The 14,651-nt window shown below is 41.7% G+C and carries 10 protein-coding genes; 8 read left to right on the forward strand and 2 right to left on the reverse strand.

Features of this window, described 5'->3' with window-relative positions; genetic code table 11:
- Window positions 1-195 precede the first annotated feature (195 nt).
- Window positions 196-1,806, reverse strand: a complete 1,611-nt coding sequence (locus B3600_RS19295) for a TlpA family protein disulfide reductase (protein WP_286754081.1) — start codon at window positions 1,804-1,806, stop codon at window positions 196-198.
- Between the two features lie 317 nt (window positions 1,807-2,123).
- On the opposite strand from B3600_RS19295, the gene B3600_RS19300 reads away from it, so the two are divergent.
- Window positions 2,124-2,867 carry a hypothetical protein gene (locus B3600_RS19300; protein WP_286754082.1) on the forward strand — a complete coding sequence of 248 codons (744 nt, stop codon included), beginning with the start codon at window positions 2,124-2,126 and terminating at the stop codon, window positions 2,865-2,867.
- Between the two features lie 11 nt (window positions 2,868-2,878).
- Here the strand turns inward: B3600_RS19300 and B3600_RS19305 are convergent, their stop codons facing one another.
- Window positions 2,879-3,967, reverse strand: a complete 1,089-nt coding sequence (locus B3600_RS19305) for a PAS domain-containing sensor histidine kinase (protein WP_286754083.1) — start codon at window positions 3,965-3,967, stop codon at window positions 2,879-2,881.
- A 123-nt stretch (window positions 3,968-4,090) separates the two neighbouring features.
- Here B3600_RS19305 and B3600_RS19310 point away from each other — a divergent pair, with 123 nt between their 5' ends.
- From B3600_RS19310 to B3600_RS19340, 7 genes are all read left to right on the forward strand, one after another.
- The gene (locus tag B3600_RS19310) at window positions 4,091-4,420 is read left to right on the forward strand and encodes a helix-turn-helix domain-containing protein (protein ID WP_286754084.1); all 330 of its coding nucleotides are present in this window, start codon (window positions 4,091-4,093) and stop codon (window positions 4,418-4,420) included.
- A 223-nt stretch (window positions 4,421-4,643) separates the two neighbouring features.
- Window positions 4,644-5,228: an RNA polymerase sigma factor gene (locus B3600_RS19315; protein ID WP_286754085.1), complete on the forward strand. Its 585-nt coding sequence runs from the start codon at window positions 4,644-4,646 to the stop codon at window positions 5,226-5,228.
- Window positions 5,229-5,284: 56 nt separating this feature from the next.
- Window positions 5,285-6,430 carry a FecR family protein gene (locus tag B3600_RS19320; RefSeq protein ID WP_286754086.1) on the forward strand — a complete coding sequence of 382 codons (1,146 nt, stop codon included), beginning with the start codon at window positions 5,285-5,287 and terminating at the stop codon, window positions 6,428-6,430.
- Window positions 6,431-6,461: 31 nt separating this feature from the next.
- Window positions 6,462-10,067, forward strand: a complete 3,606-nt coding sequence (locus tag B3600_RS19325; protein ID WP_286754087.1) for a SusC/RagA family TonB-linked outer membrane protein — start codon at window positions 6,462-6,464, stop codon at window positions 10,065-10,067.
- A gap of 12 nt (window positions 10,068-10,079) precedes the next feature.
- A complete protein-coding gene (locus B3600_RS19330) occupies window positions 10,080-11,504 on the forward strand; it encodes a RagB/SusD family nutrient uptake outer membrane protein (RefSeq protein ID WP_286754088.1) in 1,425 nt (474 codons plus the stop codon).
- 19 nt (window positions 11,505-11,523) lie between these two features.
- Window positions 11,524-13,986: a zinc-dependent metalloprotease gene (locus B3600_RS19335; RefSeq protein WP_286754089.1), complete on the forward strand. Its 2,463-nt coding sequence runs from the start codon at window positions 11,524-11,526 to the stop codon at window positions 13,984-13,986.
- The gene (locus B3600_RS19340) at window positions 13,986-14,528 is read left to right on the forward strand and encodes a hypothetical protein (RefSeq protein WP_286754090.1); all 543 of its coding nucleotides are present in this window, start codon (window positions 13,986-13,988) and stop codon (window positions 14,526-14,528) included. The genes B3600_RS19335 and B3600_RS19340 overlap by 1 nt, the downstream gene beginning before the upstream one ends.
- Window positions 14,529-14,651: the final 123 nt, after the last annotated feature.

Here is a 14,651-nt window from a genome sequence, read left to right on the forward strand (position 1 = left end):
AAAATCCCGGATCATTGCCGCCCTCTATTTCCGTGTGCACCAAAATCCATTTTTCAGTGCCATCCCGCAAAAAGGCCTTGACCAAAAGATCCGCCAATCAACTGGGTAACAAGACAAAGATAGGAAATACCCAAGCAAAATACTAATTAAATTAGTATTTTAGTTTAAAAAGTAATGTCATTATTGTAGACCAAATTAGTTGATCCCTTGCATCTGTTGATACGTAAACAGCTGTGGATAATTTTTTGGAAGTTCAGTTGTCAGATTATGCATTTGAAAATTATCACTTCTAATTCTACCATCAGGATCCATCAGTACATACCTCGGAATTCCGTTAAATTTAAATAATTCGCGTAAAGCCCTATATTCATCGGCAGAAACCCGATAGGATTCAAACATGCTATTTTTAACAGTATAATCTTTATAAAACTCCATATCTGGAGTTCCATCGACGTCCGTCACAAAAACAAACACCAAATTCGGATTATCCTTCAGTTTTAAGCGCTTCCCTTGCGATGATTCAATACCGGAACGGCAGGGACCGCACCACTGCGCCCAAAAATCCACAACAACGACTTTACCATGGTATTTATCTGTCATGCTCTTAAAAATAGTTGCAGCAGTTGTATGGGGTAGCAAATAGCCGTTTTTGGACTTCTTCACACGTTCGGCCAGTTGGAGCGCTTCATACCTTAAATCTCTATTTTTTAACACGGCCAATAATTGTTCTGTAGTTTTTGTTATCCCAACTGTATCAGCCGCACCATTTAATGCAAACTGCAAGGTACGCAGTTTCGCAACCTCAGAAACCAATGTATTAGCGATCGTAGGATTAGATTTTCGATTTGCCGAATCCAATACCAAATATAGATTCCCTTTACGTTGACTATTTAAGGCTCCGTAATAGGCATCCAGGCTAAATAGCGTCGAATACTCGAATCGGTTGATAAAGGTCGAAAATTCATTTTGCACCAAAATAGCTGGATCATTGAGGTCTAAGCGAGCTATAAAATTAAAATAATCATCGGGCAGCGGTTCTTTTAGGTAGGCATTTGTAGGATTGCTACTTAGATAATTCTTTCGATACATTTGCAGATCCATTAATTGTACCGCATACATGAGCGCAACTTGCTTATGGACCAGATTTTTTATTTTTGGTGAAAAATCTGATTTCTTTAACCGTCCGCTTACTTCATTTTGCACCGAATCCCAGGTTGCTAAGACCTCCTTTTTGATTGCTGAAATTGGTTGCTCTTTCAAACGCCTTTCCATGCCCTGATAAAAGGCTCGTTGATTATTTTCCCAATCAAAGCCACTGAATTGCTTATTCTCGGCAGCAAGGGGGCCTTCGAAACCTATTAGAGCTAAATTTTGATCTGCTGTAACTCTTAATCGCAAGGCTAGCGTCTGTCCCGGTTCGATATAAAATTTAAATTGGTTATTTTTAAAAATAATGTAACTAGTTTTCGGATTCGTGGCCAAGAATCTGACCTCAAAACGGCCATCTGGATAAACTTGTACGGTAGTCGGGTAATCTTCACGGGTCAGCTCATTGCTGCTATAAATAATACCACTTGTAAATCCCAATGCAGGACTATAATTTTCGATAAATCCAATTAGACGTACCGTATCAAATTGGAAAAAATTGTCTTTATACGACACTAGATTTTTTTTCACTTTAGCATGCGCCAGATTTTCCTTTATCCAGTCATTTGGAACGATTTTAAGCGATTTTTCAACGGATGATTGCGCTGTAGCAAATGATAATACGAAGAAAGTAAATAAAGAAAGTAATGATAACTTCATAACTAGGCTATTGGTTTCCATAAAGTTAATCAATTCACTTAGACAACAACGAATAAAATGGTTTATAATTGAAATTTCCCTTCCCATAGGTATAAACCAATTTTTGAATAAGTACAATAGATTTATTACTTACATCCAATTAGATAAATGTCCGATTGGAAGACTTTTGAGCGGCCCCATATAATATGCTAACTGCTAGAGAAATAAAATTTGAACCATACAATAACTTTCAGTTATTATAACTATCTTTAAAATTATATAAAGCTTAATAATCACACAGCTTGTTTACTCAAATCGCAAAAAACATGCAATTTAAAATGACTCTACGATCCCTACTTTTTGTCTGCGCCCTAAACCTGTTGTTCAGCTCTTGCCAAAAGGACGACCCTTCTAATCCAAAGGGTCGTATCGATATTGAAACAAGAGATGCTGCCTGGACAAAATTGAGTATCCCAGGACAGCTTAGAGGCACATCGGCTATTTACGGCAATATCGACGACACCCTGGTTGTCGCTACCATGTACAAGATTTATATGACTACGGATAAAGGAGTTTCGTGGCAAATGGTCAACGATGCTGGATTTGGCATACCAAGTTTCAGTATGTATCAGGGAGAACTGATGGCTTTAAGTAATTTCCAAGACCATTCGACAAGTCCGACTTTATTCTCGTTGGACCAGGGTAAAAATTGGAGCAGAAAGGGCAAATATGGGTATGAAGTCTATGATAAAATACAGGTCAATCGAAAAGAAACAAAGATCAGTGAAAACGAATCTTACAAAATCGTCCCTCAGCCCAAAGAAATCATCGACAAAGAATATGGACGTCCGTTAATGCAGCCCGACAAATTAGTAAGGGTTACTGATAAAGGTGAACAGCTGCTTGATTTTCCTTTCCGCCGACAACTGAACTATATTTACCACGATAAGAAAAACCGACTTTATATTGGCGCTGAAGGAACTCGTTTTGAGTGGTCTGTTAAAGGGAATGAGCGTACTTATCCAACTTCCACAGATACAGCAATCATTTATATTAGCAAACTGCCTTTTAACGGACAATAACGAAACAATACCTAATTATTCGGAAAGAACAAGCGAATAATCGTTCCCTTACCCAACTTACTGGAGAGATTAACATTCCCGTCCAGACGTTCCATCAACTCTTTGACTAAGGAGAGTCCTATCCCTGAGCCTTGTGCTGCAAGCGCATTTTTTGCGCGCTCATGGGCTTTAAATACAACATCTAAGTCTACATCTGGAATACCGATCCCATTATCTTCCAAATAGTATACAATCCCTTTGCTTGTCTTTTCACTATAGATCGCAAGATAATCCTGCTCGGTATCTTTAGCATATTTCACAGCATTGGAAATCAGATTAAAAAAAATCTGATAAGCGACACTACAGTCTACCTCAAGCTTGTAGAGATTTCCCAATCTAAACTCCAACTGTGATGCTGGATAAAGAAGCTTTACCTCATCTATCCATTCCGCGATCTTTTTATCCATATCTAAACATTCCCTGACCGGATTGACAGCTCTTATTTTATTTAGCTGCAGGGTTTGGTTGATAATAGACTGAATGTTCTCTATGGCAGCTTGCATATTGTCGAACCATTTTTGCTGAACATCTTTAGGCAGACTTATATTTTTACGCAGCATATCATTTCCCATCTTCAGAATGGATAATGGGTTTTTTAAATCATGTGAAAGCGTATTGGACAATAGATCCAGCTTTCTATTAAAAGATATTTGCTCTTTTTGGCTTTCAGCTTTATCATAGGCAAGTTTTCGTTCCGTCACATCCCATGAGGAATGTAAAATAGCATAAGTATTCCCCCTTTCGTCCAATAATGCTTTGTACTCGAAATCAAAGTACCGTTTGATAATATTTCTCCCGGATACGATATCTGCCGGAGTATCCTTGGCACGATAGGTAATCCCTGTCTTCCACACATTTTTCAAAATAGATGAAAACCCCTCTTTTTCAAAGCTGGGAAAACAGGCACACAAAGTATGTCCTAAAATTGAGCTGCTTGCATGCCATGTATCCAGCATTGCTTTGTTGGCAAAGGCAATATTGAGGTCCTCACTATCATAAATAGCCGTAGCTAAAGGAGACCGTTCCAGAACCGACAGCAAAAAGAGCTCATCAAAAGGCATACAGAAAGAAATTTAGCAATCGTGAATGAATAAATATAGGAGAACTCTAAAAAATTAATGCAACAGAAATGATGCCATTCTTTCAGGCCTTTTTTCGTATCTTAACCTTTAAGAAAGTTTAAAATGAATAAAGTAGGAAAAAAAATCAGGTTACTTCGCCACCAAAAAGGTTGGAGCCAACAAGATGTGGCAAACAAACTGGGGATTTCCATTCCCGCATTTTCAAAAATAGAAACCGGCATTACCGATCTTAATCTCTCCAGATTAATCCAGATCGGCAAGTTATTTAATTTGACAGCGGTGCAGCTTTTATCTTTTTCAGAAACAGATCAGTTAAATGATTATGTTGACGGAATAACTTCAATTCAGCAAAAGCTGAAAGAACGGGAAGAGGAAATAATCCAGCTTCAGAAAAAAGTTATCGATCTCTATGGTCAGCTGTATAAGGATTAAAACTTCCCCCTTATTCCCAAACTCCCTTCGTGCTTGATCAGAAGCTTGGGGTGGATTCTCTACACAGGCATTCATATCGTATACCATTTTAATCTTAAAACGCTAACTGCATATAAATACCTGTATGAAAGCTATCGCCCTTAATATTAAGTTGAAATTTGTAAATTTGATCGCTGATTAGCTGTTTAACCAGCATACTATCTGCCCTTTTGAAAATTCTACAATGGATGCTACTGCAGAAAATAAGCTATTGATTTCGCTCTCCAATGGAAACGAACAGTCTTTTTTTGCTTTATATGACGAGTATAGCCATACCTTATTTTCCACTATTTTGCGAATGGTTAAAGATAAGCAGGTCAGTGAAGAGATCGTGCAAGATGTATTCCTGAAAGTCTGGCAAAAAAGAGCCAGCATCGATCCAAACCGAAGCTTTAAATCGTGGATTTTTACCATAGCTAAAAATGATGTTATTTCTTGGTATAGAAAATTAGCGAAAGAAACCGCGATGCAGGAAAACTTATACCACCATTTCGAGCAGCTCTACCTCATGGAAACAGAAAGCGATATGCATGAAAAGCAAGCGGAATTATTAGAAAGAGCACTCAATACCTTAAGCGAGCGTAGAAAAGAAATATTTGTCTTATGTAAATTAGAGCAGAAAAGCTACGAAGAAGTGGCCCAAAAATTGAATATTTCTGTATCCACGGTAAGCAACGCGATGGTCAAATCCAATCAACATATCCGCCAATTTGTACAGGACCATTATGATGAGATTTTGTTAATTCTTGTTACATTCTATTTTTTTTAAAAAAATCAAGATTACGATAGTGTTTTTGCTAATAAGTTGCGTATTAACTTATAGCTATGGCAAAAAAAATAGAAAATATTTACAAGAGCTATTTAAATGGAAGTATCCATCGCGTTGATCTCGATAGGTTGCTACACTATTTCGATCAAGCAAGCGACGCGGAGCTGGAAGCTCTTTCTTCGCTGGCATCGAATGATTTTGAGGAGGATCAAACCGACCAATCCTTTGCTTCGCATATCGAAATAATTAAAGGACGGTTGGAAGATAAATTAAACGAATCGAAGAACAAATCTATTCGTTTAAGACGACAACAACAATGGTGGGCCGCCGCTTCCATCCTACTTGTCGCTGGATTGGCGACGTGGTTTTATTTGGGACAAGGTCCAAAACCTACCGATGTCACTGCGCCTTCAGCACCCACGTTATATGTTAAAGATAAGTCCGGAAAGGAAATCGCCATTTTACCCAAGACTGATTCTGTATGGCAAATAGGAGACATTGCATTTTCCCGTATCGACAGTCAAACTGTAAAAGTAATAGCGATAGGCAAAAATCCAAGCTTGCAAACGATCTATACCCCCAATTCGGACTTTAGGCTCGTTTTGGAAGATGGGACCAAGATTACCATGAATTCCGCATCTACCCTACGGTTTCAGATTCCTTTTGATGTAGCCAGAAGAGAGGTTTTCTTAGAAGGAGAAGGATACTTTGAGGTTGCTCATGATGCGCAGAGGCCCTTTACTGTAACTGCTGGTACCACAAAAGTTGAAGTGCTGGGAACGGTCTTTAACGTACGAAATTATGCAAGCGACGGACTTGTTACAACATCCCTGCTGTCCGGACGGATCGCTTTAAGCAAATCGGGCACAGCTGAGAGGATGATACTTCGTCCAGGGGAAACAGCTGTAACTGATCAAAAAGGAATACATATCGAACATTTAACTCCAAAGCAGGCCGTCGCCTGGACAGTTGGCTACTTTGACTATCGGGACCAGTCGCTCCGTGTGATCTTATCTGATTTGTCCAGATGGTATGGCGTCGATGTCGATACCATCGCGTTGCCTAGGGATCAATCGATCTATATGAAGGTCCGAAAAAATATCCCATTACAGGAAATGCTACACCTTTTAAATGAAGCAAGCGGCCTAGACTTTCAATTGAACAATAAAAAAATCATATTAAAAACTACGTATAAAAAATAACAACTAAATAGTACATTAACCTTCATCTACCATGTCCTACCTAACCCAAAAGCGACCGGTATTTTTGCGGAAATACCTGAGTTTGGTCGCTGGAATTGCCTTGATGAGCATGATTGACCCCTACGAACTACATGCCCAGCAGGTACAGTTAAATTTTAAAAATGCCAATGTCAAAGAGGTGATTACGAGCCTATCGGACCGCTACGGCTATGAATTTGTCTTTGACGGCAGCCTATTAAAATCGGCCCGCCCCATCAGCGTTAACCTCAAACTATCAAGCGTTGAAGATGCCTTATCCATTTTGTTTAAGGATCAACCTTTCAGCTACCGCCTAGAGAATAAACGGATTATTCTCTATCGTAAAACTGTATCGACCAATAGTCAGCTCGTACGCGGAAAAGTAATCGACAGTCTGGGCAATACCATTGCCGGTGTTTCGATTCATAATCTGCAGGACAATAGCCAGGCGATGAGTTCGGGCGATGGTGATTTTGAGCTAAACGTGACCAGCCCGGAGATCCAATTGTCGTTTAGACATGTCTCTTTTAATGAAAAACTCATGCGTTTCAGTCCTGAACAAGTAACAAGACCGGTCCGTGTGATGTTGAGTGCAAAGGAATCTATGCTCAACGAAATTATGATAACAGGTTACCAACGAATCAGCAAAGAACGTAGTCCTGGAGCCTATTCCATGATCAACAATGACCAGTTAAACAAACAGATTAATGTCGATTTGGCTTCCGCCCTGGAAGGCCAAGTAGCTGGGTTGACCTATATCAAAAACCCCGCGCGCGCTGCTGCAGACAATCCCGTACTTCGCGGAATCGGCACCTATTCCAGTGACGTGACCACCAATCCGCTCATCGTCATTGACGACTTACCCACCGAGCTCACCTTAAACGATATCAACCCCTATGACGTCGAGTCTGTGACCGTCCTGAAAGACGCAACAGCTGCATCGATTTACGGAGCCAGGGCAGCCAATGGAGTTATTGTCGTAACCACAAAAAAAGGAAAAGGGCAAGGCGTTTCTGTTAACTTTAATGTCGATCAATTCATTACGCAGAAACCGGATATCGCCAATATGCATTATGCCAGTACGTCCGATCTGATCGACTACGAAATTGATGTTTACAACAAAGAGCGTTCGCGCTATGCGAATACCGCATCTTTGTTCAATTACTATGGAAAGTTGGGTAGTGGAAGCTTAAAATACTATTCACCGCTGTACGATCTATTTCGTAAAGAGTCCATCGGGACAATTACTCAGCAAGAACGGGATGCAACAATAAATACCTGGCGGAACAACGATTACATCGAGGAGTTTACTGATAATGTTTGGCAAAATGAAACACGCCAAAGATATAATGCAAGTATTTCCCAGAATTCGTCCAAAAGCAACACCTTTGTATCCTTCAACTACGACAAAGGAAAAGGACAGGTTATCAACGAAAAAAATGAGAAATTTAACCTGTATCTAAAATCGGCCTTTAATATAACCAAATGGTTGAATGCAACAGTCGGATTGAACGGCACATATTCAGTAAATAAAGAAACAGATGGCATTTACAATGATCTGTTCTTACAGCCTCGTTATACACGCATTAAAGATGAAAATGGCAACCTAGTATATGCGCCTTACGTGGATCTTTCAAGTTCTATCGGGCCTGGATCGGCCATCAACGGCGAGACAGCAGAACAGATCGCTGCCAACGGAAATTTAAAAAGTACATCCTTTAATGTCCTTGAAGCCTTAGGCGAAGGCATCGAGAGCAACAAGAGTTTAAATCTTCGCGCATTCACATCGTTGCGGGCCACTATTTACAAAGGCCTCTCTTTTCAAACGCAGTTTTCCTATGAATTGGGGCAAGCATCCCGTGAAAGTTTCTACGACGAAGATAGCTACATGATGCGTGTTGCCTCAAACGCGATGGTAAGCTACAATAATGCCACAGGAGTATACACGAAAAACCTGCCAGCAGGAGGCCGCTACTATCAATTCGAATCCAAACGGTACAACTATACCTTCCGGAATCAATTTAATTATGATAATACCTTTGGCCGATATGGCCAACATCAGCTAACCGCCCTGGCCGGCTTCGAGATGCGTCAGTCGCATGTACCGCGCCCTATCCAACAATTACTTGTGGGGTACAATCCCGTCACATTGACCTCCACCACCATCGACTGGGCCACATTGAGTAAATCTGGTATCACCAGCTATATCTATGGGGGGAATGTCCGCTTGAGCGACCTGAATGGCGTCGCACAAAAGGAAACCTTACACCGCTTCACCTCGCTTTACGCCAATGCCGGATATACCTACAGCAACAAATACAACCTCACGGGAAGCATACGGGTGGATCAGGCAGATCTCTTTGGGGTAGATCCGAAGTTTAAGTACCGTCCGTTATGGTCTGTCGGAGCAGGCTGGAATGTCAGCAACGAAGAATTTATGAAAAATAAAGACTGGTTGAATTCCCTCAAACTACGGGCAACATACGGTATTACCGGTAACGTGGACCAAGAAAGTTCAAGCTATGGTACGGCTACCTGGAAATCCGATAAACTTTTCCCCTACCTGCAATATCTGGAACAAAAATCATTACCAAACCCCATGCTGCGCTGGGAAAAAACAACAACGACAAACCTCGGTGTAGATTTTTCGATTTTCGACAACCGCCTGTCCGCTAGTATTGATGCCTATAATCGCTATAGCTCCGATTTGTTGATCGGTGCTGTTCTTGACCCAACCGTAGGTGCCAATTCACGCGTGATCAACAATGGTGCATTACGCAACAAAGGAATTGAGTTTAACATCAATGGCGTATGGCTCAAAAAGAAAGATTTAACAGCAAGCACCCAACTGGTATTTTCCTTTAATAAAAACAAGGTCGAGAAAGTCAACGGCTTAACTGCGACCGCACAGTCCTATGTTGGCTCACCTACGAATTATTTCTTCCAAGGAAGAAGCTACAACGCTGTCCTGGCTTATCGCTATGGCGGAATGGTGAACGGCTACCCTTACTTTTTGGATCAAAACGGCGAATCCAATGTTGTTTTTAATGAAAACGGTACCCCTACAAAAATTAATACGATCAATTCGCCCGATGCGTTGGTCGACATGGGCACGCTATTCCCAAAATACACAGGGTCTATCAATCAGCGCTTACGCTTTAAAGCATTCGATCTTTCGGCCATGTTTGTCTTCTCTGGCGGACATAAATTACGTAAAGATGCCATCGATCTGGCAAGCGATGAACTCACAAACGCCGGCTTGGTGAACCGATGGGCAGAAGGAGCCAATAACGATTATCCCCGTTTACTGGTCGATTATCCAGACAACCTACGTTCTTCCGCAGGAACCTTATCCACTTTATGGCGCTATAGTGATCAGCAGATTCTGTCGGCTGATTATATCAAGCTTCGGAACATAGCCGTAGGTTATCAATTGCCCAAACAATTGGCCCATAAAGCTGGGATGCAAAACGTTAAACTAACCCTGCAGATGAATAATTTATGGACTTGGAGCGCCGCCGGCAATGATATCGATCCAGAATCCTATTCGCTCAATAGCGGAACGCGCTATCTGCCCTTGGCCAAATCATTCCTGATGGGACTTTCACTCACTTTTTAACCCGAATCTACGATGACTATAAAAATCCTAATGGCAGCATGTGCGACTCTAGTGGTCTTTACTGCCTGCGATAAATACCTTGATATAACACCCAAAGGCTCACAATTGGTGCGTACAACTCAAGATTATTACGATTTGGTCGCCTATCCAAATAGAGGCTATCCGATCAACAACTTTCAGTATCTGGTCGATGACCAATACCTCAAAGAATCCAATGTCATTGGTTTGACGCCCAATATCAATACCATCAACTTTCTATTTCAGGAACAGGAAGATCGGGTAAGCCAACTCTCCGCATCAAGCTTTTACAATCAGTGCTATAAATACATTGCACAGTGGAATATGATTATTTCCTTGGTTGATGAAAGTACAGGGGACAATGAATTAAAGACGCTCGCCAAGGCGGAAGCCAAGATGTTTCGGGCCTTTGATTATTTCCACCTGATCAATGTCTATGCAAAAGCTTATGATGCCAGTACAGCAGCCCAGGACGGGGGTATCTGTATCATGGATAAATATGACCTGGAGGCCAAACCAACAAAATCAACCGTGCAGCAGGTATACGATTTTATCCAAAAAGATATAGACGACGCTATACCTCATCTGCAGGAAAAACCCACCAACCCCTATCATCCCTCCTTGGCTTTTGCATATGCCCTGAAGGCAAAGGTACATCTCTTCAAAAGAGAAATTACAGAAGCACAAGCCGCTGCAGAAAAAGCTATGCAGCTGAATGGGCAGCTCATTGACCTGGTGCAGTATGAAAAGTTAGGCGGGCCAAGCAAAACTCCTATCATCGCCGAAAACAACCCCGAGGTATTAAGCTATATGTATGTGAACGGCTACACGGAAATGAACTTTGGTTACAGCTATATCTTAAGTCCAGAATTGACGAGCATGTTTGATAAGGAAGACAAGCGTTTTAGTCTATTCTATACGACCTCAAATGCCAGTTTTCTGGATATTGGCGCTGGAGCAAGTTACTACAACGTGAAATACACTTCTTTTTTCTTTCCTACTGTGGGGCTGAAAACACCGGAGATCTACCTGATGTTGGCCGAATGTTATGCACGTCAGGATCAGTTTGCGAAGGCTATTAACATGTTGAATGCCTTGCGTAAAACCCGGATCGAAGGAGAAAAAGCGACCCTAGCTGTTCCAACGACGCGAAAGGAAACCATGGATCTGGTTATTAACGAACGCCGTCGGGAGCTACCTATCGGATTCCATCGTTTCTTTGATCTGAAACGTTTGAATCTTGAAAAGGAATATGCGAAAACACTTGTCCGTGTATTCCCGATTGTCAATAAGACTGTCGAACAAAAGACCTACACACTGGCACCAAACTCCAGAATGTACATTATTCCATTTCCATTGGATGTCATGAAGTTAAACCCAAACTTGCGGTTAAATACAGACGAAGCTGTACCGTTTTAATAGATGCTATAACAAACACATGAAAAACAAAATTATCTTTAGTACCCTCGCCTTTCTTTTGTCTGGAGCTATGGTTCAAGCACAGCAGACCCCGAATAAGACAGCGGCTAAAACAGATACTCTAAAATCAAAAAATGACCTCCATGAAGCTTATAACAAAATTGTAAATAAGCAAAAAATTGCTCGCTCAGGCGTTTTCAACGTCATCGAGTCGGAAAAGAAGTGGTATCTGGAGATCCCTGACAGTTTGTTGAACCGGTATTTCCTCACCGTAACCCGCTTGGTTTCAGCCCCACAGGGATTTCCGATGTACGGAGGAGAAAAGCTGAATGAGCAGACACTCTACTTTGAAAAAGGCCTTGGTGACCGGATACAGCTGCGAGCAGCAATTTATAAACAGGACGCTCCGGAAAACGATGCCATTCGTACAGCGTTAATGCAGTCGCAGGAGGACCCAATTGTCGCTATTTTGGATATCAAAGGACTACAGGCCGGAGGCAACAGTTATTTGGTCGAGGTAACCGATCTTTTTCGGAAAGACAACGCCGCACTTTCCTTTGACAGCAAGATAAAAAGCGAAAATAAGCTTTCATCGTTGGCGGACGACCGGTCTTTCATTACGGATATGAAGGTATTTCCGATCAACCTGGAAGTAAAAACGACAAAAACATATTCCTCAACATCAGGTACTCCTGCAGCTATGTTGACAGGAACCTTAACTTTTACAACCAACACTTCCATGGTGCTGTTGCCAAAAGAGCCGATGAAAAAACGGATATACGATGACCGGGTAGGCTACTTTGCCAACAAGTATATCCTCTTCACCGATAAAGATCAACGGTCCCAAACGCTTAATTTTATACAGCGCTATCGCCTTGAACCCAAAGCGAAAGATGTAAAACGCTATTTAAAAGGTGAGCTGGTAGAGCCTCAAAAGCAGATTGTCTACTATATCGATCCAGCAACGCCAAAAAAATGGCGTCCCTATTTGATTGCGGGCATCAATGACTGGAATAAGGCATTTGAACAAGCTGGATTTAAAAATGCCATTGTGGGCAAAGAATGGCCCGAGCAGGATACCACGATGAGCCTGGAGGATGCCCGTTTCTCCGTGATCCGTTATTTTGCGTCTGAAAAAGCGAATGCCTATGGTCCCCGTATTTCAGATCCCAGAAGCGGCGAGATTATCGAAGCACATGTGGGCTGGTATCATAATGTGATGAAACTCGTTCAGCAATGGTTTATGGTGCAAGTGGGACCGCTAAACAAGGCTGCACAAAAAATGCAGTTGGATGACGAGGTGATGGGGCAATTAATACGGTTTGTTTCGTCGCACGAAGTGGGACATAGCCTGGGTCTTCGTCACAATATGGGAGCAAGTAGCCAAACTCCGGTGGAGAAATTGCGCGACAAGCAATGGGTCGAAAAAAATGGCCATACGGTATCTATTATGGACTATGCACGTTTCAATTATGTAGCGCAGCCCGAAGACCAAGTGGGGCTAGCGGGAATATATCCGCGCATCGGCAGCTACGATAAATGGGCCATTCAATGGGGCTATCAGTATCTTCCACAATTTTCAAATGACGAAGACGAACGAGTTTATCTATCGAAACAAGTGACGGACAGCCTGACGGCGAATCCCAAGTTGTGGTTTGGCGGTGAAGGAAACGAAGAGGATCCACGCAGTCAGAAGGAAGATCTCGGCGATGATTCGATGTTGGCCAGTAGCTATGGTATCAAAAATCTGAAAAGAGTCGTTTCCAATTTGATAGCATGGACTGCCGAAACTGGAGATGATTATAGTAATCTAAAAGATATGCATAAAGCGGTGCGCGCACAGTTCGACCGTTATCTTTACCATGTCTTGAAAAATATCGGTAGTCAGGAGATCACAAAAAAGGTACGGGGTCAACAAGGCACTGTCTATGCGGCTATTCCGAGGGAAAAGGTCAAAGCTGCGATGCAGTATGTAAATGATCATGTATTGACGCCGCCCTTATGGTTGTATCCGAAGAACATTCAGGAGCTGATCGGAAAAGATGCAAATAAGGAAATCACCGATCAACAGGAACAGATGCTGAATATGTTGATGAGCCCGGGAATGCTCTATAATGTCTATATGAAATCCCTGACGAATGAAAATCCCTACAGACTTGATGAATATCTAAACGATATCGGGGGAACGATATGGACCCTGCCCGGTGGTGACCCTCGCGTAAATGTTTTCAAACGTGGACAACAGCGCTTTTTCTTGGAAAAGGTAAATCAGATCATCAATCCCAAAATTGCACAAGGATCAGATATCATTTCACAGGCACAGCGTAGCGATGTACAGCTCTATGTCAGAAATTACCTGAGTGCTTTAGTTCCAGCAATCAATCAACTGTCCACAAAACAGGTAGACTCCCTAAATAAACAGCATTTAGATCTCATGCTGCTCGAAATTAAACGTATTCAAAACCAAATAAACAAAGACTAATGAAAAATAACTTAAAAGGAATTTATACAATATGCTTGATCTGTTTCATGATGATTTCATGTCAATCAAGCCATGGGCAGGATGTTGCCCAACAACAACGCGACCGGTTGTTTAAAACCTATATGGAAGTAAAAAAAGACATCATGGACGAAAACTATGTCGGCAGTAAGGAACATGTGGTTCAGTTCGAAAAGGAAGTTCAGAACTTCCGGTTGAAGGGTCTACAGCTCGATGACATGATGCGCCTAAAGAAGGTGAGCCAGACCATGAAGACCGATGCTGCCAGCCTAAAATCTGCACAGGATATGAAGTCGATGAAGCTATCTTTTTCTGCTGTCACACAATCCCTATTTACCATTATGGAAACGATGAAATGTACAGATGAGGCCGTTTACCTACAGTACTGTCCGATGGAAAAAGGGTATTGGTTAAGTTACGACAAGGCAATTGAAAATCCTTACGCAGCCTCGATGCGCCATTGTGGCCAATTGGTCAAAGGAATGGCTACAGCTGATTACCCTGAGCCGGCGGCCTGCCATTAACGTGCGCACGTAATATAAAAATTCGAAAAAAAGAGCTGATAAAAATTTTATCAGCTCTTTTTTTGTTTCAGAAGTTTCGACTTACACTGAATAAGTCTAAGCTTAAAATTCGAGTAAATATCT

The organism is Sphingobacterium sp. UBA2480, from assembly GCF_002341965.1.
In the GTDB taxonomy this organism is placed as follows: Bacteria; Bacteroidota; Bacteroidia; order Sphingobacteriales; family Sphingobacteriaceae; genus Sphingobacterium; species Sphingobacterium multivorum.

Coding starts and splice junctions, on each gene's coding strand:
- B3600_RS19335 (WP_286754089.1), top strand. CDS start 11,524: ATGAAAAACAAAATTATCTTTAGTACCCTCGCCTTTCTTTTGTCTGGA.
- B3600_RS19340 (WP_286754090.1), top strand. CDS start 13,986: ATGAAAAATAACTTAAAAGGAATTTATACAATATGCTTGATCTGTTTC.
- B3600_RS19330 (WP_286754088.1), top strand. CDS start 10,080: ATGACTATAAAAATCCTAATGGCAGCATGTGCGACTCTAGTGGTCTTT.
- B3600_RS19310 (WP_286754084.1), top strand. CDS start 4,091: ATGAATAAAGTAGGAAAAAAAATCAGGTTACTTCGCCACCAAAAAGGT.
- B3600_RS19305 (WP_286754083.1), bottom strand. CDS start 3,967: ATGCCTTTTGATGAGCTCTTTTTGCTGTCGGTTCTGGAACGGTCTCCT.
- B3600_RS19315 (WP_286754085.1), top strand. CDS start 4,644: ATGGATGCTACTGCAGAAAATAAGCTATTGATTTCGCTCTCCAATGGA.
- B3600_RS19325 (WP_286754087.1), top strand. CDS start 6,462: ATGTCCTACCTAACCCAAAAGCGACCGGTATTTTTGCGGAAATACCTG.
- B3600_RS19295 (WP_286754081.1), bottom strand. CDS start 1,806: ATGAAGTTATCATTACTTTCTTTATTTACTTTCTTCGTATTATCATTT.
- B3600_RS19320 (WP_286754086.1), top strand. CDS start 5,285: ATGGCAAAAAAAATAGAAAATATTTACAAGAGCTATTTAAATGGAAGT.
- B3600_RS19300 (WP_286754082.1), top strand. CDS start 2,124: ATGACTCTACGATCCCTACTTTTTGTCTGCGCCCTAAACCTGTTGTTC.